This is a genomic window from Serratia sp. TSA_198.1, from assembly GCF_052686505.1.
Genome location: NZ_JBQZFP010000002.1, coordinates 552213 through 577694 on the forward strand (window position 1 = coordinate 552213; position 25482 = coordinate 577694).

General features: G+C 55.3%; 22 protein-coding genes, 1 tRNA gene and 2 pseudogenes. 18 read left to right on the forward strand and 7 right to left on the reverse strand.

The annotated features are described in order from the left end of the window. Positions 1–87: 87 nt before the first annotated feature. The 9 genes and pseudogenes from ACUTSW_RS13920 to ACUTSW_RS13960 form a co-directional block, all read left to right on the forward strand. Positions 88–1329 carry a multidrug effflux MFS transporter gene (locus ACUTSW_RS13920; RefSeq protein ID WP_062868029.1) on the forward strand — a complete coding sequence of 414 codons (1242 nt, stop codon included), beginning with the start codon at positions 88–90 and terminating at the stop codon, positions 1327–1329. Positions 1330–1638: 309 nt separating this feature from the next. Then, positions 1639–2733 carry an ABC transporter ATP-binding protein gene (locus tag ACUTSW_RS13925; protein ID WP_445584662.1) on the forward strand — a complete coding sequence of 365 codons (1095 nt, stop codon included), beginning with the start codon at positions 1639–1641 and terminating at the stop codon, positions 2731–2733. 4 nt (positions 2734–2737) lie between these two features. Next, entirely contained in the window at positions 2738–3388 is a 651-nt protein-coding gene (locus ACUTSW_RS13930; RefSeq protein WP_445584663.1) for an ABC transporter permease, read from the forward strand. After that, complete coding sequence (locus tag ACUTSW_RS13935; protein WP_311991925.1) at positions 3385–4092, forward strand: ABC transporter permease; 708 nt, start codon at positions 3385–3387, stop codon at positions 4090–4092. Before ACUTSW_RS13930 ends, ACUTSW_RS13935 begins: the two co-directional genes overlap by 4 nt. A gap of 35 nt (positions 4093–4127) precedes the next feature. Beyond that, a complete protein-coding gene (locus ACUTSW_RS13940) occupies positions 4128–5012 on the forward strand; it encodes an ABC transporter substrate-binding protein (protein WP_445584664.1) in 885 nt (294 codons plus the stop codon). Next, positions 5009–6553 carry an HAL/PAL/TAL family ammonia-lyase gene (locus ACUTSW_RS13945; RefSeq protein ID WP_445584665.1) on the forward strand — a complete coding sequence of 515 codons (1545 nt, stop codon included), beginning with the start codon at positions 5009–5011 and terminating at the stop codon, positions 6551–6553. The genes ACUTSW_RS13940 and ACUTSW_RS13945 overlap by 4 nt, the downstream gene beginning before the upstream one ends. Before the next feature lie 980 nt (positions 6554–7533). Beyond that, positions 7534–7860 (forward strand): hypothetical protein, encoded by a 327-nt coding sequence (locus ACUTSW_RS13950; protein WP_006319841.1) that lies wholly within the window; start codon positions 7534–7536, stop codon positions 7858–7860. Positions 7861–7906: 46 nt separating this feature from the next. After that, the gene (locus tag ACUTSW_RS13955) at positions 7907–8221 is read left to right on the forward strand and encodes a hypothetical protein (RefSeq protein WP_445584666.1); all 315 of its coding nucleotides are present in this window, start codon (positions 7907–7909) and stop codon (positions 8219–8221) included. 240 nt (positions 8222–8461) lie between these two features. Next, positions 8462–8692: pseudogene (locus ACUTSW_RS13960) on the forward strand (zincin-like metallopeptidase domain-containing protein); the annotation flags it as partial. Between the two features lie 65 nt (positions 8693–8757). On the opposite strand, the gene ACUTSW_RS13965 reads toward ACUTSW_RS13960, so the two are convergent. Then, positions 8758–8833, reverse strand: a tRNA-Asn gene (locus ACUTSW_RS13965). A gap of 488 nt (positions 8834–9321) precedes the next feature. Here ACUTSW_RS13965 and ACUTSW_RS13970 point away from each other — a divergent pair. The 5 genes from ACUTSW_RS13970 (at position 9322) to ACUTSW_RS13990 (ending at position 14464) form a co-directional block, all read left to right on the forward strand. Continuing rightward, entirely contained in the window at positions 9322–10440 is a 1119-nt protein-coding gene (locus ACUTSW_RS13970) for a branched-chain amino acid ABC transporter substrate-binding protein (RefSeq protein WP_004946915.1), read from the forward strand. Between the two features lie 227 nt (positions 10441–10667). Then, positions 10668–11582, forward strand: a complete 915-nt coding sequence (locus ACUTSW_RS13975; RefSeq protein WP_004946913.1) for an ABC transporter permease subunit — start codon at positions 10668–10670, stop codon at positions 11580–11582. Between the two features lie 10 nt (positions 11583–11592). Then, entirely contained in the window at positions 11593–12879 is a 1287-nt protein-coding gene (gene livM / locus ACUTSW_RS13980; protein WP_006326582.1) for a high-affinity branched-chain amino acid ABC transporter permease LivM, read from the forward strand. Beyond that, on the forward strand, positions 12876–13751 hold the full coding sequence (locus ACUTSW_RS13985) for an ABC transporter ATP-binding protein (protein WP_445584667.1): 876 nt from the start codon (positions 12876–12878) through the stop codon (positions 13749–13751). Before livM ends, ACUTSW_RS13985 begins: the two co-directional genes overlap by 4 nt. Next, the gene (locus ACUTSW_RS13990; RefSeq protein ID WP_197912482.1) at positions 13748–14464 is read left to right on the forward strand and encodes an ABC transporter ATP-binding protein; all 717 of its coding nucleotides are present in this window, start codon (positions 13748–13750) and stop codon (positions 14462–14464) included. The genes ACUTSW_RS13985 and ACUTSW_RS13990 overlap by 4 nt, the downstream gene beginning before the upstream one ends. Positions 14465–14502: 38 nt before the next feature. On the opposite strand, the gene ACUTSW_RS13995 is transcribed toward ACUTSW_RS13990, so the two are convergent. Then, positions 14503–15189: an aspartyl/asparaginyl beta-hydroxylase domain-containing protein gene (locus ACUTSW_RS13995; RefSeq protein WP_445584668.1), complete on the reverse strand. Its 687-nt coding sequence runs from the start codon at positions 15187–15189 to the stop codon at positions 14503–14505. 293 nt (positions 15190–15482) lie between these two features. On the opposite strand from ACUTSW_RS13995, the gene ACUTSW_RS14000 reads away from it, so the two are divergent. Further along, positions 15483–16670: a sugar transporter gene (locus tag ACUTSW_RS14000; protein ID WP_445584669.1), complete on the forward strand. Its 1188-nt coding sequence runs from the start codon at positions 15483–15485 to the stop codon at positions 16668–16670. 9 nt (positions 16671–16679) lie between these two features. Here the strand turns inward: ACUTSW_RS14000 and ACUTSW_RS14005 are convergent, their stop codons facing one another. Next, the gene (locus ACUTSW_RS14005; protein ID WP_445584670.1) at positions 16680–18215 is read right to left on the reverse strand and encodes an MFS transporter; all 1536 of its coding nucleotides are present in this window, start codon (positions 18213–18215) and stop codon (positions 16680–16682) included. A 153-nt stretch (positions 18216–18368) separates the two neighbouring features. Between ACUTSW_RS14005 and ACUTSW_RS14010 the strand changes: the two genes are divergently transcribed. Beyond that, entirely contained in the window at positions 18369–19268 is a 900-nt protein-coding gene (locus ACUTSW_RS14010; protein ID WP_445584671.1) for a LysR family transcriptional regulator, read from the forward strand. Between the two features lie 230 nt (positions 19269–19498). On the opposite strand, the gene ACUTSW_RS14015 is transcribed toward ACUTSW_RS14010, so the two are convergent. From ACUTSW_RS14015 to ACUTSW_RS14025, 3 genes and pseudogenes are all read right to left on the reverse strand, one after another. Beyond that, positions 19499–19876: a nuclear transport factor 2 family protein gene (locus tag ACUTSW_RS14015; protein WP_445584672.1), complete on the reverse strand. Its 378-nt coding sequence runs from the start codon at positions 19874–19876 to the stop codon at positions 19499–19501. Then, positions 19873–20007 (reverse strand): annotated as a pseudogene (locus ACUTSW_RS14020) (DUF2164 family protein); the annotation flags it as partial. The gene ACUTSW_RS14015 and the pseudogene ACUTSW_RS14020, both read right to left, overlap by 4 nt. A 486-nt stretch (positions 20008–20493) precedes the next feature. Next, positions 20494–21087: an NAD(P)H-dependent oxidoreductase gene (locus ACUTSW_RS14025; protein WP_445584673.1), complete on the reverse strand. Its 594-nt coding sequence runs from the start codon at positions 21085–21087 to the stop codon at positions 20494–20496. Between the two features lie 197 nt (positions 21088–21284). Here ACUTSW_RS14025 and ACUTSW_RS14030 point away from each other — a divergent pair, with 197 nt between their 5' ends. Next, positions 21285–22190, forward strand: coding sequence for an AraC family transcriptional regulator N-terminal domain-containing protein (locus ACUTSW_RS14030; protein ID WP_445584674.1), 906 nt, complete (start codon positions 21285–21287; stop codon positions 22188–22190). 66 nt (positions 22191–22256) lie between these two features. Here the strand turns inward: ACUTSW_RS14030 and katG are convergent, their stop codons facing one another. Further along, on the reverse strand, positions 22257–24455 hold the full coding sequence (katG, locus tag ACUTSW_RS14035) for a catalase/peroxidase HPI (protein ID WP_445584675.1): 2199 nt from the start codon (positions 24453–24455) through the stop codon (positions 22257–22259). Between the two features lie 403 nt (positions 24456–24858). Between katG and ACUTSW_RS14040 the strand changes: the two genes are divergently transcribed. Beyond that, entirely contained in the window at positions 24859–25422 is a 564-nt protein-coding gene (locus tag ACUTSW_RS14040) for a YagU family protein (RefSeq protein WP_004946879.1), read from the forward strand. The last annotated feature ends 60 nt before the right edge of the window (positions 25423–25482 follow it).

Consider the following 25482-nt stretch of genomic DNA (forward strand, 5'->3'; position numbering starts at 1 on the left):
TCGGTAGACGTTTGCTGCAAAACGAAAGGGTCCGATGATGAAGGCTGAGGGTGTTTACGCGCCGGCCACTCCCGGCGAGGCATTACCATGAGTACAGAAAACACGCCCACTGAAATAATGAGGGCGACTATTTCTTCGGCCGAAGGCCCGCAACTAACAGGTAAAATCGTTGCGTTACTGGCCGGCCTTTCTGCCATTAGCATACTGTCCACCAACATTATCCTTCCCGCATTTCCGGATATCGGAGAGCAGCTTGGGGTGTCAGCGCGTGAGCTTGGTCTGACGCTCTCCAGCTTTTTCATCACTTTCGCGCTGGCTCAGTTGGTCGTCGGCCCGCTGGCTGACCGATACGGACGCAAGAAGCTGGTGTTGGGGGGGCTCTCAATATTCATCGTGGGTACGGTGGTAGGCGGTCTCGCCGGTTCGCTGGAAACGCTGATCGTCGGGCGCATCATCCAGGCGTTGGGCGTATGCGCGGCAGCGGTTTTAGCCCGAGCCATTGCGCGTGATCTGTTTGAAGGCGAAACGCTGGCGCGCGCGTTGTCACTGACCATGATCGCAGCGGCTGCCGCACCCGGCTTCTCGCCGTTGGTGGGGAGCGTGCTGACTACGGCGTTGGGCTGGCGAGCGATCTTCATACTGGTGGGCATTGCCGCCTTCGTTGTCGCCGTATTTTACGTCAACGTGCTGGGGGAAACTCATCCTGCCGAACGGCGCGCTCCACATTCCATTCTGAGCGTGTTGGTTGCGTACGCTAAGCTGGCAGCGAATGGGACGTTTATCCTTCCGGCATTGTCGATGAGCCTGTTGATGAGCGGATTGTTTGCCTCTTTCGGTGCCGCGCCCGCCATTTTGATGAACGGGATAGGCTTGTCGTCGCTGCAGGCCGGGCTGTATTTTGCCGCCACCGTGTTCGTGGTCTTTGCCGCAGGGATGGCGGCACCGCGCCTGGCGCACCGCTATGGCCCGCAAATCATTACCTCGGGAGGTATTCTCACCGCATTATTGGGGGGGAGCCTGCTGCTGATTGGGTCGGAAACGCCAGGCTTGGCTTGGTATACCTTGTCCATGAGTCTGTACCTCTGGGGAATGGGGTTGGCCAATCCATTGGGAACGGCAATCACCATGGGGCCCTTCGGGAAACAGGCCGGCCTGGCATCCGCATTACTGGGTTTTCTTACAATGGGGGCGGCTGCAATCACAACCTGGCTCGGCTCGGTGCTGACGTTCCCCGCGGTCACCACGCTGGGGGGCATACAGGCAACGGCCTGTCTGATCGCACTGTTATTGTTCCTGCTGCGAGGAAAATTAGCGGCATCGTCTTCGTAAAAACCAGTCATTTTTGGCAAGCCTGCATCGACAAGGATCCTCAACGGTAATCCGGGTGCAGTGCTTCTCTCTACCCCTGCAAGCACCTTAATGGTGCGAGTGGTTTTTTTTGGGGCAAGAGATGCCCTCTTTTGTTCATTTTTTCCTCTCTGTACCGCCCATCCCCCTAAAACCGCCGGTATCACCCTGCTTTGGTAAGTTGGCATCCTGCTTGCTAGCTTGTACATACAGGTTAGTACATATCAGGTCTGCGAATAGATGAAAGGCAGGCGACGGTTAACAACAGTCCGTAATGGGGCAGGAAACGTAATGATTTCATTTGAGAGCATCAGCAAATTTTACCCCGATGGTACGGTGGCCGTAGACAGGCTGTCGTTCAGTGCGCCGACAGGCAAAATCACCATGCTGGTCGGGCCTTCGGGCTGCGGAAAAACCACGTCACTGCGCATGATCAACCGGTTAATCGAGCCTTCTTCGGGAAGTATTTTGCTCAATGGACAACCGACGGCAGGGATGGACCTGGTCAAACTGCGCCGCAAAATTGGCTATGTGATCCAGAATGCCGGTCTGTTTCCGCATAAAACGGTGCAGGACAACATCGCCGTCACCGCGCTGCTTAACGGGGCAACACGCACGGCGGCGCGTAAAAAGTCATTGGAACTTCTGGAACTGGTCGGGTTGTCGCTGGCGATGGCAGAACGTTATCCGTGGCAGTTGTCCGGCGGCCAGCAGCAACGGGTCGGCGTTGCCCGCGCACTGGCTTCCGACCCTGAATTCATGCTGATGGATGAACCTTTCAGCGCCGTCGATCCGGTGGTTCGTGAACAGTTGCAGGAGGAGTTTCTACGTTTACAGCGTGAAATCGGCAAGACGATCATCATGGTTACCCATGATATTGACGAGGCGATGAAATTAGGCGATCAGGTGGCAGTTTTTCGTCCCGGAGGGCGTCTGGCGCAAATCGCCTCGCCGGTCAAATTATTGAATGAACCTGAAGATGCTTTCGTCGCCGATTTTATCGGCCGCGATCGCGGATACCGTAAGCTTTCTTTTGACATGATCCCTGAAGATATTGCGTTGGCTAAAGAGAAAGTCATTGCGCCGGGAATGTCGGTCAGCGAAGCCCGCTTCGTGGCAGGGCATGAGTCCTGGGTGCTGGTGGTGGAAAATGATTGCCCGCTCGGCTGGTATGATGTGCAGCAAAACAAAACCACTGTAGAGGCGGAAGACATTAATCTTGGCAGCACCTTTGCGCCAAGAAATGGCACGCTGCGGCAGTTAATGGATTCTGTATTAAGTTCCCCCTGTCAGCGCGGTATTGTTGTCGATGAACAACAACGCTTTATCGGCACGGCGAATATCGAACAGGTATTTTCGCTTTCTCACTCCCGTGCCGAGAGGTAATGCCATGCGCTTTGACTGGTTGTTTCAGCAGCGGGAAAATATAGTGACGTTACTCGGCTGGCACGTTTATCTGTCCATCATTCCTGTCTTGATCGGGCTGGCACTGGCCATTCCGGTGGGCGGTTTACTTCAGCGCTGCGGGAAGTTTAAGGACGGCATTCTTAATCTGCTGGGGCTGCTTTATACCATTCCCTCGCTGGCCCTGTTTGTCTTGTTACCGGGGCTGCTCGGCACCAAAATTCTGGATGCCGTCAATGTCGTTGTGGCGTTGACGCTGTATGCCTTCGCGCTGTTGATTCGCACGGTTTGCGACGGGCTGGATTCTGTCCCGCAAGACACGCATCAGGCCGCCGTGGCTATGGGGTATCGGCCGCTACAGCGATTTCTGAGTGTCGAACTGCCGCTGGCGGTGCCGGTGATCGCCGCCGGCATGCGCGTGGTGGTGGTGTCGAATGTCAGTATTGTTTCCATCTCGGCGCTGGTCGGGATGCCGCAACTGGGGGCGTTATTTACCCAGGGCTTCCAACTGCATTTTCTGACGCCGATTATCACCGGTATTTTCCTGTGCATCGCGCTGGCGCTGCTGCTGGATAATCTGGTGCTGCGCACCGGCAATAAAATCACTGCCTGGCAACCGAAAAGGAATGCGAAATGATTAACTGGTTGCTCGACCCCGGTCATTGGCTCAATGACGACGGACTGTTGATGTTGATTTTCCAGCATCTGGTTTACAGCATCGAAGCCTTGTTTGTTGCGGTGATTATCGCGTTTCCGGTGGGGTGTTATGTCGGGCATACCGGCAAAGGCGCGACGTTATTAATCGGCAGCGCGAATGCCATGCGCGCGCTGCCATCTTTCGGGTTGATCATCTTACTGGTCATTCTTTTCGGGCCGGTATTTGAGTCCGATCTGGCCTTTATTGTGCCTTGCCTGATAGTGCTGATTATCCTGGCACTGCCGCCGATCATGATGGGCGTTTATTCCGGTATTCGGGCAATCAATCCGGCAATTATTGACGCAGCCATAGGTATGGGGTATTCGCCGTGGAAATTACTGCTCACCGTTGAGATCCCCTGTGCGCTGGCGCTGATATTATCCGGCATCCGGAGCTCGGCATTACAAATCGTTTCGACCGCCACCATTGCGGCTTATGTTTCTCTCGGCGGGTTAGGGCGTCTTATTATTGATGGCCGCGCGCAGAACGATTATCCGCAGATGGTCGCGGGGGCTTTTATGGTGGGAATATTAGCGTTGCTGGTCGATGTATTTTTCTCTTTTTTAATTCGTTTCACGGTATCACCAGGAATACGGCAGCGTGAACGCCGCCGTAAAAAAACACTGCCTTTATCGAATAGCTGAATCATCTACTCACTCATTTCCGGAGTCTGATAAAAATGAAATTGAAAAATCTGCTTGCCGTTGCCCTGTTTTCTGCCGCCGTGGTGCATGCACCTGTGGCCTTCTCTGCTGATGCCGCTGGAACCATTATCATCGGTTCCGCAGACTTCCCGGAAAGCCAACTGATTGCCACTATTTACGAGCAGGCGCTGGCCGCTAAAAACGTCAAAGTGGAAACCAAACTCAATATCGGCAGCCGTGAGGTGTACATGCCTGCGTTGCTCGACGGTTCCATCAACCTGATCCCGGAATACAGCGGTGCCACGCTGAGTTACCTCGACGAAAAAACGCAGGCTCACTCTTCCGAAGATGTGGCGGCGGCACTGGCCAAAGCGTTGCCGGAAAAAATCAAGATGCTGGATATTTCGGCCGCGCAGGACCGCGATGTACTGGCAGTAACGGAAAAAACCGCGAAAAAATACAACCTGAAAGACATCAGCGATCTGGCTCCGGTCGCCAAAACGCTGGTGCTGGGCGGCCCGGCAGAATGGAAAACCCGCCGTGAGGGCGTGAGAGGGTTGAGCGAAGTGTACGGATTAACCTTCAAAAACTTTAAGGTGCTTGATGTAGCCGGCCCGCTGACGCTGTCTGCGCTGACCAACAATCAGATCCAGGTTGCGGATATGACCTCAACCGATCCGGCCATTAAAACCAAAAACCTGGTGGCGCTGGAAGATTCCAAACACTTGTTCCCTGCGCAAAATATCGTGCCGTTGATTGCGAAAGACAAAGCCAGCGATGTGGTCGAAACCACGCTCAAAGCCGTGTCCGCACAGCTGACGACCAGCGATTTGATCGTGATGAACGGCAAACTGGCGAATTTCGAAAGTGTCGATGCGGTAGCGAAAGAATGGTTGACTCAGCACGGTCTGAATAAATGAGGGCGCAACCGGTCACCTTAGGCACGGCTGAAACGTCGATCCGCGACATCGTCGATATTGCTTACGGCGCACAGGTGTTGCTCTCACCGCCAGCGTTAGACGGCATGCAGATTGTGCACGAGAAAATCAGACAGGCGATAGCCGAAAACAAAGTGATTTATGGGTTGACCACCGGCGTGGGCGATCTGGTCACGCAGCGGTTATCGCCGGAACAAATCTCTGATGTGCAACTCAATATGCTGAAAAGTCATGCGTGCGGAGTGGGGCCAGAACTGGCACAGCATGAAGTGCGCGCGATGATGGCGGTGATGATCAAATCCCTGTTACAGGGTTTCAGCGGCGTCAGCCCGGCATTGGTGCTGACCATGGCGGATATGCTCAATAAGGGCGTGATCCCGTGGTCGCCCGGTAAGGGGTCGGTCGGGTATCTGATTGCCACGGCACACATCGGGCTGTCGGTGTTTGGCTACGGAAAATCGTACTATCAGGGCGAACTGTTGCCTGCCCGCGAAGCGCTGAAGCGGGCGGGCATTGCCCTGCGTATTCCCGGCCCGCGCGAAGGCCATGCGCTGGTCAGCGGCACCTACGAAATTACGGCGCTTGGGTGCCTGGCAGCGGAAGCTTTCCGGGAACTCATCCCGGTGGCGGACGCCGCCGGAGGCATGAGCCTTGAGGTGCTCAAAGGGAATATCCGTGGTTATGACGCCCGCTTGCATGCCCTGAGGCCGCATGACGGGCAGCAGGAAACCGCGCGGATTTTACGCTGCCTGCTGCGTGACAGCGAGATCCTGGACAGATACCGCGATTTCCGCGTTCAGGATGCCTTGAGCCTGCGCTGTATCCCACAAATGCATGGCGCGGTGCGTGATGTGCTGAGTTATTGCCAGAAAACCCTGACCACCGAAGTCAACTCTGTCACTGACAATCCGGTGTTTATGGTTGAAGACGGGGAACTGAATGTGCTGCCGGGCGGCAATGGGCATGGCGCCCCGGTTGCGTTGTGTCTCGACGCGCTGGCGATCGCCATTGCCCAGCTCAGTACCGGTTCGCAGGCGCGTTCCGACCGGCTGACCAACAGCCATCTCAGCGGCTTACCGGCCTTTTTAGTGGCGGACGGTGGGGCGCACTCAGGAATGATGATCCCGCCTTACGCCGCGGCCGCGCTGGCAGGGGAAAACCGAGCCTTGGCGGCACCGGCCAGCGTGCATACCGTGTCCACTTGCGCGGGACAGGAAGATCACATTTCTATGGGCGTCACGGCGGCGCGTAATGCCATCGATGCCGTCGAAAATGCCATCGATATCGTGGCGATAGAAATATTGTGCGCTACGCAGGCGGTGGAGTTTCACCGGCCGTTGCGGGCGTCCACGGGCACCGAAAGGGTGCTTTCGTTGGTGCGTCAGCAAGTGGCGTTCAGACAAAGCGATGAGGAAATGTATCCGGATATGCTGGCCATCCGGCTGTTGGTGAAACACGGAGATATTTACCGCGCGCTTGAACCGCTTATCTTTCCCGAGCCCGCTCACGGAGGTTTGGCATGAGTACGCCAACCCCTTCACGGCCACTGAAAGGGGCAAGGTGTTTGAACCTCTCCCGTGTGCGTAGAAGTCCTGGGTAGAATCGTGATGCGGGTGTTCTTGCCGGCGGAGTGTGTCACCGGGTTCAAGGTATTCGATGGCCGAACGGGGGCTTTCTACATGTCGCCAGGCAAAATCGCTATACAGGTTTCACGCAGGGAAATGCCCAACCCGGCAAGGCACCATTCATGTAATACGTCGCCATTATCGCTGCTTAGCGTGCCATCGATAACGATCGCCTCTTCAAGGCCATTTTTTTGTATCCGCTAGGTGTTTTGCAATAACCCTGGGTAGGCAAACACCAGGCAATTATGGTTTTTCAGCACTTCGGGGCTTTGAGGGCTGCCATGTGCTTTGATATAGGCGGGGGATGCGACCAGGATACGGCGGTTGTCGGTTACCCGGTGAGCAAGCAGCCTCGAATCGGCTAAGTCCCCATGCGTATCGCCAGATCCAAATCACCGCTAACTGCGTTTTTTATTTGTTAGTGAAAATTACGAGTGATTTTGCATTTAATTATCAGGTGCTGAGTGAGTTCTTGCAGTTACGATAGGGATAGTTAATGTCGTTACATGACTTGCAGTGTTTTTTATGTGTGCATTATAAATAAATAGCGTGCGCTTAATCTACCTATCGATAGCCAAATTGGCGTAACTCGGATGTCCGTCAGCTATGGCGGCATAAAAAACTATTACCCCACACTTTGCCATCACCTTCTTTATTTGACTATTTTACCAGAGGTTATGTAATTAATGGATGTAGCCTAATTTTAGGTTATTATTATTTTGCATTCTTTAATTAGCTTGGTAATTAATAATTTAAGCGTGGCTTCATTGATAAATGAAATAACTCTGATACGCTTCAGTGAAGCGCGAGCTATAAACTCATGCTACTGCATAAATAAATGTACTTTTATTAAATGATGAAAAATAAAGGTGAATGCTATGAGGCAAGTACAGAAAATTACAGTAAATAATAAAGGTGGGTATGTGTTTAATTTCTCAGTTCAATGGCTGGGAAGTGACGGGAAATGGCATACAACTGGTTGGAACAGCGGCGATTATCCAGTGGCGCAGTCCAGAACGACTCCGCCGCTTAATGAAATTGGTGTCCCAAGTGATGCATTGGCTGTAACGCCACATGGACATGCTGTGCTCGGTAGCTCCGGTCAGGGAAATCCGTTTGTTTCCTTCGCTCCCAACGGCCAGATTGCGACGTATGATGCCGTTGGCACAACTATAATTGGGTTTGCTATTGTGTTGATTGAGTAATCAGAATGAGCAGTTTAACTTTAATCAGAAAAATATTGGAGAGTAAATGATGGCTTATTATATAGATAAAAAATATCAGGTTATAGGAATGGGCAACAAACCCTATGAAGTGAGGATTCAGATCCTTCAAAATACTTGGGATAAATGCGATTTAGATGTGCAAACTGGCGTGAATAACATTTTAGCATCGGAGCCTATTCCGCTGCTGAGTAGTTCCGGTAAAGGAAACGGTATTAAACAGGAAACAAAAGGGCTTGAATTTCATACCCAGACCCAAAAGCGGCTACAGTTCCCGGGCGGGAATATTAGGACGGATACAACCTTCATCTTTGATAGCTATGGTAAGGGATGGGGGCACTAAAAAGGTTCTTTCGCATTAAGCGGCCAACTCGTCGAACGCCTCCAGCTTTGCAAGGTTATTCAGTCAATATCCCTGAGACTAACAATCACATAATAATTTATTGAATTTTATTACGGAATTATGTGGTGAGCATTGTGTTAGATCAGGCCTGAGATCAGATGGTCGGCCAATAATCAGTATGTCGGAAGATCTCTCAAAGTGAATGGTGCGACTTACACGTGGGTAAAAACCGATTTTAGCCGTGAAATTACAGGCAAGTTTGGCCGTGAAGGGTATGCGTTTGAGGTGTTCATTACCGAGTTGGGAAGCGCCTTCCTCATAGCGGATTTGGGCATCGTTGGAGAGGGGCAACATGAAAGTTATAGTGCTTCCTGGCTGAAAGCATTGAAGAACGACAAACGCTATATTTTCAAGGTCGCCAGCGCGGCGTCAAAAGCGCATCGCTATTTGATGGATAAGAACCCAGTCTGAGACAGATCAAGTGACATCAAAAGCAAAAAGCCCGCTTAAGTTTCCTTAAGCGGGCTTCTCTAATATGGCTCCTCTGACTGGACTCGAACCAGTGACATACGGATTAACAGTCCGCCGTTCTACCGACTGAACTACAGAGGAATCGTGTGAACGGGGCGAATAATAGCGGGGTGCCGTGGGTTTGTCAAAGCACTAAAGTGAGGAAAAAGCGCGTTTGCTGTCAGAATGAGCATGTTGCGTCGTTTTTCAGCACTCATCCTGTTCATTTGCGGGGTTTGCCATCAGAAAATTCCTGCCATTGTCCTTGCACCGGCGATTGCACGCTTATGGTGCGAATGTGTGAAAGGGTATTCCCGACCGGCCAGAGTGCCAAAAAAATTCCTCTGTGCGGTTAGCGCGCTCGTCCCCGCTCAGCCCGCCGATGCCAGCGAACGCCCTCATTTCCCCACTGATATGTAGGATGAATAATCAGAAAATATGTATTGGCCGTCACAATGGCTGGATTTTTGCTTACCTAAATGCGGGTAATGCGACTGCGCTCTCGCGCAAATTATTTTCCCCGTCTACACATAAAGTGATTGCTCCGCGCCTTTGGGCGTTTTGCTAAAACAGTGCTGAGGAAAACAACAATGTCATCGAAATTCATTAAAAGTCCGCTCGCTGCTCTGCTTATCGGTTGTTTAGGTTCTGCTTTTTACGCTCAGGCCGATATCGTTATCGGCGTTGCCGGGCCGTTCTCCGGGCCGAATGCGACCTATGGCGATCAGTACTGGCGCGGTGCTTCGCAGGCGGCGGCGGATATCAACGCTGCCGGTGGGATCAAAGGGGAAAAAATCAAACTGGTGCAGGGTGACGACGCCTGCGAACCGAAGCAGGCGGTGGCGGTCGCCAACCGTCTGGTCGATCAGGACAAGGTTTCGGCGGTGGTCGGCCACTTCTGCTCATCCTCCACTATGCCTGCCTCGGAGGTGTATGACGAGGCAGGGATCATCGCCATCACCCCCGGCTCCACCAACCCGCAAATTACCGAGCGCGGCATGGCCAACATGTTCCGCATGTGCGGCCGTGACGATCAGCAGGGGGTTATCGCCACCAACTACATGCTGAACACCCTGAAGGCCAAACGCATTGCGGTGATCCACGACAAAGACACCTACGGCCAGGGGCTGGCGGATGCCGCCAGGGCGGAGATGAACAAACGCGGCGTGAAAGAGGTGCTGTATGAAGGGCTGTCACGCGGTGAAAAAGACTTTAACGCGCTGGTGACCAAAATCGCTTCGGTCAAACCGGACGTGGTCTACTTCGGTGGCTGCCATCCGGAAGCCGGGCCACTGGTGCGCCAGATGCGCGAGCAGGGCGTGACCGCCAAGTTCTTCTCCGGTGACTGCGTGGTGACCGAAGAGCTGGTGACCGCTGCCGGCGGGCCGCAATACACCAACGGTGTGCTGATGACCTTCGGCAACGATCCGCGCCAAATCCCGGAAGGCAAGGCGGTCATCGCCAAGTTCCGCGCCAGCGGTTTTGAGCCGGAAGGTTACACCCTCTATTCCTACGCTTCCATCCAGGCGATTGCCGCCGCCTTCAACGCGACCGGCGGCAAAGACAGCGCCAAGGCCAGTGAATGGCTGAAATCGCATGACGTGGATACCGTGATGGGCAAAAAGGCCTGGGATAAGAAGGGCGACCTGAAAGTATCGGACTACGTGGTCTATCAGTGGGACGACAAGGGTAAATATCACCAACTCTAATTTTCTCCTGCGTCTTTCAAGCGGCAGCGTTGTTGGCTGCACACGTTCACCCCAGTCACTTAGTGGGTCTAAGTTCCTGGGGACTCACGTGTTTGCCGCCTAGCTGCAACTTGAAATCTATTGGAGAAATACTGGTTACGGATCCGCGCATTGGGCGGATCCGTTCCGATACTTCCTTGGGCCGCGTCGGACTTCGTTTGCGGCCCCTCCAGGCGAGACTGCAAATTATGGATGTTTTCTTCCTGCAACAGCTGATTAACGGCCTGACGCTCGGTGCGGTTTATGGCCTGATCGCCATCGGCTACACCATGGTTTACGGCATCATCGGCATGATCAACTTCGCCCACGGCGAGGTGTATATGATCTCCGCCTATCTGTGCGCCATCGGGCTGGCGCTGCTGTCATTCTTCGGTTTGCACTCGTTCCCGCTGCTGATCCTCGGCACGCTGGTGTTTACTATCGTGATCACCGGCGTATACGGCTGGGTGATCGAGCGCATCGCCTACAAACCGCTGCGCAATTCCACCCGTCTGGCGCCCTTGATCTCCGCCATCGGCATGTCACTGATCCTGCAAAACTACGCACAAATCAGCCAGGGGCCACGGCAGCAAGGGATCCCGACGCTGCTGGATGGCGTGTTCCGCATCGGTTTTGACGGCGGGGTAATCCAGATTACCTACACCAAAGTGTTTATTCTGGTCGCGTCCCTGCTGGGGATGGCCATTCTTACCTACGTGATCCAGCACACCCGGTTGGGGCGCATCTGCCGTGCCACTCAGCAAGACCGCAAGATGGCGTCGATTCTCGGCATCAACACCGACCGGGTGATATCCCTGGTGTTCGTGATTGGCGCTGCGATGGCCGGGCTGGCGGGGGTGTTGATCACCATGAACTACGGCACCTTCGATTTCTACGTCGGCTTTATCATCGGCATCAAAGCCTTTACCGCTGCGGTACTGGGCGGCATCGGCTCGTTGCCCGGCGCAATGCTGGGTGGCCTGCTGCTGGGCGTGGCGGAGGCGCAGTTCGCCGGTATGGTGAACTCGGATTACAAAGACGTTTTCTCCTTCGGGCTGCTGGTGGTGATCCTGATTTTCCGCCCTCAGGGCCTGCTCGGACGGCCAATGGTCGCTAAGGTTTGAGGGGGAAACTATGTCGCAAACAGTGGTTCACCAAGGGCTGAACGTGAAACGCAGCCTGCTGGACGCCGTGCTGGCGGGGCTGATCGCCCTGATCGTGTTCGGGCCGATCGTTGGCATCGTGCTGAACGGCTACAGTTTTAACTTTGAGCCGCGCCGGCTGGTGTGGATTATTGCCGCGGTGATGGCCGGGCGGCTGCTACTGAGCCTGTTCCTGCAAACTGCGCCGGGGCGCAAGGTATTGGCGCGGTTCGACGGCGGCAATGACGGAGTGTATGTCCGGCCGATAGGGGCCAAGACCAGCCTGCGCTGGATAATCCCGTTGATGGCGGTGATTGCGCTGTTGTTCCCGTTCGTCGCCACCAAATATCTGTTGACGGTGGCGATACTGGGGCTGATTTACGTGTTGCTTGGGCTGGGGCTGAACATCGTGGTCGGGCTGGCCGGGTTGCTGGATCTGGGCTACGTGGCGTTTTACGCCATCGGCGCCTACGGGCTGGCGCTGGGCTACCAGTATCTCGGGTTGGGGTTCTGGGCAATGCTGCCGCTGGGGGCGCTGATGGCGGCGCTGGCGGGGGCGCTGCTGGGGTTCCCGGTGTTGCGCATGCACGGCGACTATCTGGCGATCGTCACGCTGGGGTTCGGTGAAATCATCCGGCTGGTGCTGAATAACTGGATGTCGCTGACCGGCGGGCCAAACGGCATTTCGGTGCCGGCCCCGACCCTGTTCGGCCTGGAGTTTGGCCGGCGGGCGAAGGACGGCGGCGTGCCGATCCACGAATTCCTCGGTATTGCCTACAACCCCAACCTGAAGTTTATTTTTATCTATGCGGTGCTGTTCCTGGTGGTGTTGCTGGTGCTGTACATCAAACACCGGCTGACGCGCATGCCGATTGGCCGCGCCTGGGAGGCGTTGCGCGAGGATGAAATCGCCTGCCGTTCGCTTGGCCTGAACCACGTGCTGGTGAAGCTGTCGGCCTTTATGATGGGCGCGTCCACCGCCGGTCTTGCCGGGGTGTTTTTCGCCACCTACCAGGGGTTCGTCAATCCTACGTCGTTCACCTTCTTTGAGTCGGCGTTGATCCTGGCGATCGTGGTGCTGGGCGGCATGGGCTCGACCATCGGCGTGGTGCTGGCGGCGTTTGTGCTCACGGTGGCGCCGGAACTGCTGCGCAGCTTTGCCGAATACCGGGTGCTGCTGTTCGGTGTGCTGATGGTGGCGATGATGATCTGGCGGCCGCGCGGGCTGGTCCGTATCAGCCGCACCAGCTTTGCGCCGCGCAAGGGGGTGGTGCCATGAGCGACGCTATCTTGCGGGTTGAGCACCTGATGATGCATTTTGGCGGTATCAAGGCGCTGAACGACGTGAATCTGTCGGTTGAACGCGGCTCCATCACCGCATTGATTGGCCCTAACGGTGCCGGAAAAACCACGGTGTTCAACTGCCTGACCGGTTTCTACCGCGCCACCGGCGGCGCGATCCTGCTCAACACCCATAAGCGGCCGACCGACGTTATCCAGGTGTTGGGGCAGAAGTTCCGCGCCAGCGACTGGGTTAACCCAAAGCGGCTCGGGTCGCGCGTCTACTATAAAATGTTCGGCGGCACCCATCTGGTCAATCGCGCCGGGCTGGCGCGCACCTTCCAGAATATCCGGCTGTTCCGCGAGATGTCGGTGGTGGAGAATCTGCTGGTGGCCCAGCACATGCTGAGCAACCGCAATTTGATCGCCGGCGTGCTCAATACGCCCGGTTATCGCCGGGCGGAAAACGACGCGCTGAACCGCGCCTTCTACTGGCTGGAGGTGGTGGAGCTGACGGACTGCGCCAACCGGCTGGCGGGGGAGATGTCCTACGGCCAGCAGCGGCGGCTGGAGATTGCCCGCGCCATGTGCACCACGCCGGAGATGATTTGTCTCGACGAACCGGCCGCCGGGCTGAACCCGGTGGAGACGGCGACGCTGAGCCGCATTATCCGTTTTCTGCGCCAGCATCACGGCATTACGGTGCTGTTGATCGAACACGATATGGGCATGGTGATGGAGATCTCCGATCGGGTGATTGTGCTCGATCACGGCGACGTCATCGCCGAGGGTACGCCGAAAGAAATTCAGCATAACGACACGGTGATCGCCGCTTACCTTGGCGCAGATGAAGAGGAGCTGGCGGGATGAGCAATGCGATGTTGGAGTTTCGCGACGTAGACGTGTTTTATGGCCCGATCCAGGCGTTGCAGCAAGTGTCGTTGCAGGTGAACGAAGGGGAAACGGTAGCGCTGATCGGTGCCAACGGCGCGGGGAAATCCACGCTGCTGATGTCAATTTTCGGCCAGCCGCGCATCAGCGGCGGGCAGATCTTGTTTTGCGGCGAAGATATCAGCCGGCGCTCCACCCATTACGTGGCCAGCAGCGGCATCGCCCAGGCGCCCGAAGGGCGGCGTATTTTCCCGGATATGAGCGTGGAGGAAAACCTGCTGATGGGCACTATTACTGTCGGCAACCGTTATGTGGATGAAGATTTGCAACGCATGTTCGATCTGTTCCCGCGCCTGAAGGAGCGGCGCAACCAGCGTGCGATGACCATGTCCGGCGGTGAGCAGCAAATGTTGGCCATCGCCCGTGCGCTGATGAGCCGGCCGAAGCTGCTGCTGCTGGATGAGCCGAGCCTGGGCCTGGCGCCGATTATCGTCAAACAGATCTTCAGTATTCTGCGCGAGCTGACCCGTGGCGGCATGACGCTGTTTCTGGTGGAACAAAATGCCAACCATGCGCTGAAACTCTCCGATCGCGGCTATGTGATGGTCAACGGCCAAATTCGTCTGACCGGCAGCGGTGCGGAGTTGTTGAGCAATCAGGAGGTGAGGAAAGCCTATCTGGGCGGGATTTGAACCCTCAGGCCGGGGGCCAGGAGGCTCCCGGCCAGCGTTCAAAACTGGCGTTGGATCCAGCGTACGTTCAGCCGCACCAGCGCGATGATGCCGTTGGACAACCAACGCAGGCCGGCGGGCAAATCGCGGCGGCGAATATCCAGCAGCAGCACGGTGCGTACTTCCTCGCTGTCATTCCACACTTCGTGTTCGAAGGTATCGTCCCACAGCATAAATTCTCCCTCGTTCAACCGGTATTCGCGCCCATCGACTTTCAGCACCGCAGCGGGAACGCCGTCGGCCCGTTTGGGCATCGACAGCACCAGATAACCGCGCAGAATGCCGCGAAACGGGCCACGGTGCGCCGGCACCTGTTTGCCGGGCGCCAGGAAAGACAGCGAAGCGGAAAGCACATCCGGTGAGGTGGCGATCAATTCGGCAAGCGTCGGGCAGCGTTCAAGATTGCGGGTTATCGGCTGGCCATAGGCCTGCATGATAAACATCCGCCAGTCGCGCGCGTCATTGGCGGAGATCGACGCCTGTTCGCTCATGATCTCGTGAAAACGCGGGATATTGCGCAGATCCTGGGCAACGCTCAGTGCCTCATCACGTATCTGCGGCCAGGCTGCGGTAAAACGTTGTGCGTCGGGGAACAGGCGATCGCTATCGAGCACCGGCGCGCCGGAGATGCGGCGATCGTAAATACCGCGTAACCGCAGCACTGCCCAATCATAGATGAATGACATGGTTTCCTCGTTAATAAGGTGCGACTGCCGGGTGATCAAATACTGTGAGAAAAAAGGTATGGGTTCAACAGATTAGCACAGCATTTCGTCATGCGGGAGTGGCAGCGGCCTGTGCTGAGACAGGCGGGGTGAAGCGGGGGATCGGCCCGGAGGATTGACCGGTAACGGGTGTTCCAGTTCGGCAGCAGGTTGTCGAAAAATACAGCACAATAAAAATGTGACGCATATCGCATTTTAATCGGCGGTTGGTTAAAATATCGCTACTGCTCGCCTCTGTCCGGACCCCGTTAAATATGGAACACACCCACGTCTCGCGCTCGACCGCCTGGTTGCGCGTGGTTGTCCTCGCCATTTCGGCCTTTATCTTCAATACCACCGAGTTTATTCCGGTCGGGTTATTGAGCGATATCGCCCAAAGCTTCTCGATGCAAACCGAGCAGGTCGGGTTGATCATCACGATTTACGCCTGGATCGTCGCCGCCGCTTCACTGGCGTGCATGCTGCTGACCAGCAAGATTGAGCGCCGCAAACTGCTGATCGGGGTGTTTGTTCTGTTTATCGCCAGCCATGTGTTGACCGCCGTGGCGTGGAACTTCACCACGCTGGTGATTTCCCGCGCCGGGGTCGCGCTGGCCCACTCGGTATTCTGGTCGATCACCGCCTCGCTGGCGATTCGCGTGGCCCCTGCAGGCAAGAAAGCGCACGCGTTGAGCATGCTGGCGGGCGGAACCGCACTGGCGATGGTGCTTGGCCTGCCGTTGGGGCGCATCGTCGGCCAACTGCTGGGGTGGCGCATGACCTTTATCGGCATCGCGGTCTGCGCCACTTTCGCGCTGGCGCTGCTGTGGCGTCTGTTACCGATACTGAAAAGCGAGCATTCCGGCTCCCTGGCCAGCGTGCCGGTCCTGTTTAAGCGCCCGGCGCTGGTTCGCCTGTATATGCTGACCATTATCGTGGTGACGGCGCATTTTGCCGCCTATAGCTATATCGAACCCTTTATCCAGACCGTGGCCGGGCTGTCGGAAAACTTCACCACCCTGATGCTGTTGCTGTTCGGGGCCGCCGGCATTTTCGGCAGCCTGCTGTTCAGTCGTTTCAGCGAACGTTTCCCGTCGGGCTTTTTCATCGGTGCCATCGCATTGTTGATGTTGAGCCTGCTGCTGCTGCTGCCGGCCTCCGGTGACGAAACCCACCTGACGCTGTTGTTTGCGGTATGGGGCGTGGCGATTATGGCGATTGGCCTGTCGATGCAGGCCAAGGTATTGAACCTGGCGCCAGACGCCACCGACGTTGCGATGTCTATCTACTCCGGGTTGTACAATTTCGGTATCGGCGCGGGTGCGCTGTTGGGCAATCAGGTCAGCCTGCACCTGGGCATGGGCAACATCGGCTTTGTCGGCGCACCGCTGGCGTTGATTGCTCTGGGCTGGTGCCTGTTCAGCTTCTATCGCAGCGAGCGTTTATTGCAGCATCGGGCCTGACGGCTGCGTTTACTTTTCTTGTGCCGCGCCGTCATGCGCATGCAAACGGCCTAATAACATAAACACCAGCAATGCGGTGCCGGCTGCGCCAACGGCCAGCAGATAAAGCAGGGTGCGGAACGCCTGATCATAGATCTGCAGCGTTAGCCGGCGTTGGCTGGGCAGCAATGCGGCGGCGTGGTCGAGATCGCCCAGCGCCGCGCGGTTGGCCGCCTCGGTGATGGAGTGCGTACCGGCAGCGCCGGACAGTGCGTCAAGCAGGCCACCCTGAATCAGCAAGGCGAGCACCGCGCCGGCAATCGCGATGGCGATGCCATCGGCTGAGACACGTACCGCGTTGAAAATGCCGGTAGCCATACCCGCCCGCTCTTTTTCCACCACGCTGACCGCCATCGCATCCATCAATCCCCAGGGCAGGCCGATACCGGTGCCGATCAACAGCATCGGTACTATCAGGCCGTTACCGCTATCTTCCGTTAACCCATGACCGAGCCAGGCCAATCCTGCGGCGGTCAGCAGCAACCCGACGCCGGAGAGCAGGCCAGAGGTAAAACGCCGCGCCAACAGTGCCGCGATAAAGGGCACTATCAGCAAGGGCGCCGCCAGGGCAATCATGGTTTTGCCGGCCTCGAATGCGCTCTGCCCGTCAATGCCGATAAAGCGCCCCGGCAGCATGACGATCAGCACCACAAAAAAGAATGCCGGTGAGGCGGCCAGTACCTGAACCCCAATAAAGCGGGGGCTGCGGAACAAGGTCAAATCGAGCATCGGCCGCGCCACCCGCCGTTCAATCAGCACGAAGCCAATAAACACCCCCAGGGATAACAATAATGAACCGGCTACCGACAGGCTGCGCCAGCCGTTTTCCGGCGCGAGCAGGATCGCGTAGGTGAATAACGTCAGCGCAGCGGTGAAACTGATCGCGCCGGGCCAGTCCAGCCCCGTCGCATGAGGATTGCGGGACTCGATGACCGCGAACAGCACCAGCGCAAACCCCACAACGGCAATCAACGCGGTGGCGATAAACACCCATTGCCAGCCTGCCGTAACCACCAGCCAGCCGGATGCCAGCGGCCCGAAAGCCAGGCCAATGCCGAACGTGGTGCCCAGCAGGCTGAATACCCGGGTGCGAACCGGCCCGTGGAAGGTCTGCGCCAACGATGACATGGCACCGGCGAAAGCGGCCGCGCCGGCCAGACCTTGCGCCAGCCGCAGGATATCTATCCCCACTACCGAGGGAGAGTAAGGGATCATCAGAGTCAGAAGGGTGAACGCACCCAGCCCGATCAACCAGACACGCTTGCGCCCATAAATGTCGGTCAGGCTACCGGCGGCCATCATCGCGCTGCCATAGGTGAGGATATAACCGTTGACCACCCAACTTAGTTGCACGGCGGTGCCACCCAGCGACTGGCTGATGGAAGGCAGCACCACCGCCGGGCCGGTGAAGCTCAAAGGAATAAGAATGCCGGTCAGGCAGGCGGCCAGCAATTGCAGCCATACCCGAATCTCAATGCGATCTGCGGTGGAAGTTATCTGCGTCATGTTTTCATCTTGCACATAATGGAAAGGCCCATAAACGGGGCTGCGCAGCGTTATCGCTGCATAGCCATCAACATAATCCCTCCCGCACTGAAGAAAAATAGGCTAAATTTCCATAGATATCGGACAAAAACGTCCAAAATAACAGAGGACATCATGGACAGTCTCAGCGGTATTCTGGCGTTTGTTCAGGTCGCGGAAACGCGCAGTTTCTCTGATGCCGGTCGGCAATTGGGCGTATCGTCCTCCGCCGTGGGTAAAAGCGTGGCACGCATGGAGGAACGGTTGGAAGTGCGCTTGTTTCACCGCAGCACCCGCAGCGTGACGTTGACAGCCGAAGGCGCGTTGTTTCTTGAACGCTGCCGCCGCATTTTGGCGGAGATAGCCGCCGCCGAGCTTGAACTGGCGGATACCCGGGCCGCGCCGCGCGGCAAACTGCGCATCAGCCTGCCATTGGTCAGCGGGCTGATGATGCCGGTGCTGACGGCTTTTATGCATCGGTATCCGGATATCGAGCTGGACGTGGATTTTTCCGACCGTCTGGTCGACATCGTTGAAGAAGGGTTTGACGCGGTGGTGCGCACCGGCGAACCGGCCGATTCACGGCTGGTATCCCGCCGGTTGGGCGTTTTCGAACTGGTGTTGGTGGCGTCGCCGGACTATTTAAAACGGCGCGGCGTGCCGGAGAAACCCGCGGATTTGCTCGGTCACGCCTGTCTGCAGCATAAATTTCCCACCACGGGGCGGTTTGAGCCCTGGCCGCTGCGGCTATTGCCGGGCGAAGCCCTGCCTGAGTTACCGGCCACGATGATTTGCAATACTACCGAGGCGCTGGTACAGGTAGCCCAGGCTGGGCTGGGTATCGCTTGCTTGCCGGATTTTATGGTGCAAGAGGCTTTACGGCGCGGCGAGCTGTGCAGGGTACTCGAGAGCTACACCGAGCATCAGGGGACGTTCCGGGTCATCTGGCCGTCCAGTAAATATCTGGCGCCTAAGCTGCGCGTTTTTATCGATTTTCTTGGTGAACGGCTGCTCTCCTCTGTCATTCCTTTTTGATTGTATTTGACTGGAATGGCACTGAGTTTCTAACTCTCCTGGTAGAACATGGCCCAGCTATCCTTGTCTTTTTGAGAACCAATATTTGGGTGATGTATCTATAATATCCTTGTACAGTACAGATATTTTTCGATGGGTAGATTATCAGTAGTTAACTCAGACAGTAATATGCTGCAATTTTATCTTGGTTTTACTTAAATATAACGCCCCTAAAAGGGGCGATGACTTAATTATTTTCTATCTTCAAAAGTTTGGAATTGAAGTTTCCAACAGTCGTTAATTTTCATCCAACTTTCGATGAAGTTTATTTTTCTAATATCACCATTTCTTTCTTTTATTTCAGCAGATCCAGTTATAGATGCTAACCCATCAAAGGTGATGATATGAACATCAATTTCCTTTCGTTTGATACCATCCATCGATCTTGGATCTTTTGACTTTAAAAGAGACAGTTTTCTGAGTTGGTGTTTTTTATAAACTAACATTTCGCCGTTAGTCGAAAAAAACCATTCAGCTTCAAGATAGTCGAGCATATCAATATTTAGAGAAAAAAATGCGTTGTACCACTCTTTTCTCATTAACTCTAAATTCGATGCAATCTTGGTCAAATTATCCTCTTCAAATCAATTTGCTCTTGTATAATTTCACTGTACTTAGAGTGAGTTAAAATAGCGTCATCAATCCCTCTGTTATAGATAGGGGGGCCAAATGTTTCCAAGATGAAATCGAATGGAAAATCAGCATCGAATTGTTCTTATCTAACCCAGATGTGTTAAGTGTTGTCGTGTTTACGTTACTATATAACTTGTGTTGTAGCATAATAATATCTCCTTTATATATCAGTCATTGCCCACTGATCGGGTAACCTTCCTGATCCTGATGTTTCCCTTAGGTGTCATGCAAAATAGTTATAATTAAAAATTTATTTTCTTGATGGATTTTAAAACTATCACTTGCAACTTATTGTTTCAATATTGTTGATTTGTTGTTGCTTAATTTGGTTCGTTATTTTTAAATTTCAGTGTTTTTCGTTGAATAATTCTTTTTTTTGAATTTATTATAGTAATAAAAAATGAATCGTGGCTAATTGTTAGCTTCTATCGCAGCGAGCGTTTATTGCAGCATCGGGCCTGAAAACAAAAAGCCCGCTTAAGTTGCCTTAAGCGGGGATTGCGGCAGAGATCGCCAGCGGTCGAAAATGATGAAGCGGGAAATGCGGCGCTGCTTAGCCGAACACGTTCGTCAGGTGCTGTTTCAGCCGTTCTATGTCATTGCTGATGTCTGGTGATTTCATCACGTCGAAACAGGAGAAGGCGGGAAGGATATCGACGCCGCAGAATTTATAATTGGCGGTATTGCTGACGAAGATGTCATCGACGGACTTGCCGGCGAAGAGCTGCTGGTTATTATCGTCAAATGCCTGCTGCGGGGCGTTCCAGGTTAACGACAGCATGTATTTTTTGCCCTGCATTTTTCCGCCGCTGCCGTATTGCCGGTTCGGGTCCTGGCGGGTTCTGCCGTCATCAACCAGCATGCTTTGTTGCATCAACCCGGCGGTAAAGACCTCGTCGACATATTTTTTGTAGATCCAGGGCGTGCCGAACCAGTAGACCGGCGATTGCAGGATAATGATATCGGCCCAGAGGTGCTTTCTCACCTCTTCGGCAATATCGTAACCTCGCTCGATGGTTGTCTGCTGCACGTTATGGCCGCGCGTTTCCATCTCGTCGCGGATCACGCCGAGCAGGGTCGCATTTAAACCGCCTGACGAGATGCCTTCGTATAACTGGTGCGTGTTGATTATCAGAACGTTTTTCATAATTGAACCTGTGTGATGGGGAAGGGCCAAGACGATGTCTTGATGGCGAACAGTATCGCCGGAGCAAGGTGCGGAGCGCTTGCCAGATTCGATTCAATTCTTGCCTGATTCAACGGATTGGCATTGATATATGCAATAAGCGGGCGGCGAGATGGTAGACTTTTTACTGACCCTTTTTAGTTGCGAGAGCGAACCCAATGCTGACCCACACCAGAACGAACCACGCGACGCTGGCCAATCTGGTGGCAGATATTGCCGCTACTGATGGCGATTACCCTACCGCCATACCTGCACTGACGATTTACCGCAGAAATGCGGTCACGGCGCCGATGCCCTGTATTTACGGGCTGGGGTTGGGGCTAACCGTCCAGGGGGGAAAACGGGTCACGCTTGGTAATGAGATCTTCGACTACGGGCCTGGGCAGTCGCTGATTACCTCGGTTGATCTGCCGGTGGTGTCTTATGTCACCCTGGCCAGCGTTGCCGAACCCTACCTGGGGGTGCGCCTGGAGCTGGATGCCCGGCTTATCTCACAGCTGGCGGCCGACCTTGATTTCGCCGCTGGGGCGAAAGCCTCCGGCGGCAGGGCGGTATCGGTGGTTGAATTGGACGATGGCCTGCTGGAAGCGGTGAGTCGCTTGGTCAGACTGTTGGATGAACCGGTGTTGATGGCGTCTCTTTACCCGCTGATCTTGCAGGAAATCACCATTCGGTTACTGAACGGGCAACATGGGCCGACATTACGGAATTTGGTCGCGCAGGGATCGCCAAGCCAGCAAATCGCACGGGTATTGTCGTGGCTTAAACTCAACTTTGCGCAGGATTTGTCGATGGAAGCCTTAGCCGCCAAAGCCTGCATGAGCCCATCGACATTCAGGCAGCACTTCCGCGTGCTGACCGGCATGAGCCCCCTGCAATATTTGAAGAGCCTGCGTTTGCAGGAGGCACGGCAGATGATGATGAATGAAGGGCTGGATGCCGGCAGCGCGGCGGTGCGAGTAGGCTATGAGAGCGCCTCGCAGTTCAGCCGTGAATATACCCGTCTGTTTGGCGCGCCTCCTTTACGCGATATCAAGCGGATACGCGAGGCCGGCTCGGCGTAATATAAGTGCAAAACGGCCCGCCTGAGTGCTCTCAAACGGGCCGTTTTGACGATCTTTAAACGAAGTTTAAGCGATATCGAAGCGATCGAGGTTCATGACCTTGTTCCAGGCGGCGACAAAGTCCCGAACAAAACTCTCCTGGGCATCCGCACTGCCGTAAACTTCCGCCAGCGCGCGCAGTTGCGCATGTGAACCGAAGATCAGATCGGCGCGGGTTGCCGTCCATTTTAGCGCACCGGTCTGGCGATCCTGGCCTTCAAACACGCCGTCCTCATCCGCCTTTTTCCAGGTTGTGCCCATATCCAGCAGGTTAACGAAGAAATCGTTGGTGAGCGTTTCAGGCCGCTGAGTCAGCACGCCGTGCCGGCTTTGGCCGACGTTGGCGTTCAACACCCGCAACCCGCCCAACAGCACCGACATTTCCGGTGCGCTCAGGGTAAGCAACTGCGCCTTGTCCACCAGTAATGCCTCGGGGGAAATGCGGTAGCGGGTATCCAGGTAGTTGCGGAAACCGTCGCCCACCGGTTCCATGGCCGCGAACGATTCGATATCGGTTTGCTCTTGCGAAGCGTCCATGCGCCCCGGCGTGAAAGGAACGGTCACCGGGTGGCTAGCATTGCTCGCTGCCTGCTCAACGCCCGCACAGCCTGCCAACACGATCAGATCCGCCAGCGAGACCTTTTTGCCGTCGGTCTGCGCATCGTTGAAGGTGCGCTGAATGCCTTCCAGCGTGGCCAGCGTTTGCGCCAGTTGAGCGGGCTGATTCACTGCCCAGTCTTTCTGCGGTGCCAGGCGGATACGGGCGCCGTTAGCGCCGCCGCGTTTGTCGGAACCGCGGAAGGTAGAGGCCGAAGCCCAGGCGGTGGAGACCAGCTGTGAAATCGGCAGGCCGGAGGCCAGAATCTTGCCTTTGAGATCGGCGATATCCTGTTGATCAATCAGCTTATGATTCACCGCCGGGATCGGATCCTGCCAAATCAGCTCTTCGGCCGGGACTTCTGGGCCGAGATAACGTGCGCGTGGGCCCATATCGCGGTGGGTCAGTTTGAACCAGGCGCGGGCAAAGGCGTCGGCGAACTCATCCGGATTCTGGAAGAAGCGGCGCGAGATCTGTTCATACGCCGGATCGAAGCGCAGCGACAGGTCGGTGGTCAGCATGGTAGGGCGATGTTTCTTCGCCGGATCGAACGCGTCGGGAATGGTTTCGCCGACGTCCTTGGCTACCCACTGGTGCGCGCCGGCCGGGCTTTGCGACAGTTCCCACTCGTATTCGAACAGGTGTCGGAAGAAGTCATGGTTCCATTGGGTCGGGGTGGTGGTCCAGGTGACCTCAAGGCCACTGGTGATTGCATCTTTACCTTTGCCGGTACCGAAGGTGCTTTGCCAGCCGAGGCCCTGCTGTTCCAAACCTGCACTTTCCGGATCGGGGCCGACGTGCGAAGCGGGGCCTGCGCCGTGGGTTTTGCCGAAGGTATGGCCGCCGGCGATCAGCGCGACGGTTTCTTCGTCATTCATCGCCATTCTGGCGAAGGTCTCGCGAATGTCGCGTGCTGCGGCGATCGGATCGGGGTTGCCGTCCGGGCCTTCCGGGTTCACGTAGATCAAACCCATTTGCACCGCCGCTAAAGGGTTCTCGAGATTGCGGTCGCCGGAATACCGGCTGTTCTCGCCGCCGCTCGGTTCCAGCCAAATTTTTTCCGCGCCCCAGTACACGTCGTCCGGCTCCCAAACGTCGGCACGGCCGCCCGCATAACCAAAGGTTTTGAAGCCCATCGATTCCAGCGCCACATTGCCGGTCAGGATCAACAGGTCGGCCCAGGAAATTTTACGGCCGTACTTCTGTTTGATAGGCCACAGCAACCGGCGCGCCTTGTCGAGGCTCACGTTGTCTGGCCAGCTGTTGAGCGGGGCAAAACGCTGCTGGCCGGAGCCTGCGCCGCCGCGGCCGTCGCCGATGCGGTAGGTGCCGGCGCTGTGCCAGGCCATGCGGATGAACAGGCCGCCGTAGTGGCCGAAGTCCGCCGGCCACCATTCCTGAGAATCGGTCATCAGGGCATGCAAATCTTGTTTGACCGCCGCCAGATCCAGGCTGTTGAAAGCGTCGGCGTAGTTGAAATCTTTGTCCATCGGATCGGACAGGGAGGAGTGTTGGTGCAGGTGTTCCAGACTAAGTTGGTTTGGCCACCAGTCCTGGTTCGAATTACCACGCTGGGGAAGGGTCTTGTTGTTGCCACCCGAAAATGGGCATTTGCTTTCAGTTGTCATGATGCGCTCTCTACTTGTGTCGGATGTTGCGCTAATGGGGGGAACCCCTGAGTCAATCTGATCGTTATTGGGTTTCGTTACCTGAGCCAACGGCGGGTAGAAGGAAACTTAGTAGTAAGCTTAGACAGTGGTGGGCGAGAGATAAAATAGGAATGCTTGAATTCTGTAATAGTTTTTGACGATTGATTTTTTCTGCATTGATAGGCCTTGCCAGAAAGGCGTATGGCGACCAAAAAGCGTAAAAACGCTCAGGCTCCCGGTACTGATTTTTCTAAACCCGTTCCCCTTTTTTGAAAATTTACGACCAAAGGTAACAAAAAGTGATCGTGATCAATATCACACTTTGATGAGGATATACCCTGATTGCTGAACGATAAACACTAATGGCTTTTAGGGGATGGATATGAAAATTAGGGATTTTTTTGTGCAAACGCCGCTGGAAAGACGCCGTTATGGCGTCGCGCTTTTTGTCGGCGTTATCGCCGGGCTGCTGTCTGCCTTCGTTAAGTGGGGCGCAGAAGTTCCGCTTCCGCCAAGGACCATTCTGGATGGACGCGCGGAGTTTAATCCACCCTATCTTTTCCTGAGAGATTATTTGGGCATAGATCCGACGGCAACGGTTTACACCTTTTCGGAGCATGTGATCAATCCGGTTATGGTGACGCACATTATTTTCTCGCTGGTGTTTGCCATCGGTTACTGCGTGGTTGCCGAAGTCTTCCCGAAAGTAAAACTCTGGCAGGGCGTGCTCGCCGGCTTAATTGCCACGGTGTGCGTTCACGGCATCAGTTTCCCGCTGCTTGGCTTAACGCCGCCTTTATCCATGCTGCCTGTCGAAGAGTATGTTTCAGAAATACTGGGGCATGCATTCTGGTTCTGGGCGATCGAACTTGTTCGGCGTGACCTGCGCAACAGAATAACGCACCAGCCGGATGCGGAAGTTCCTCTCAGCTCACCGTTCCGTTAAGTCAACGCGATAGGCATAAAAGCCCTGAATGCACAGGGCTTTTTCTTCTCGTTGATTATC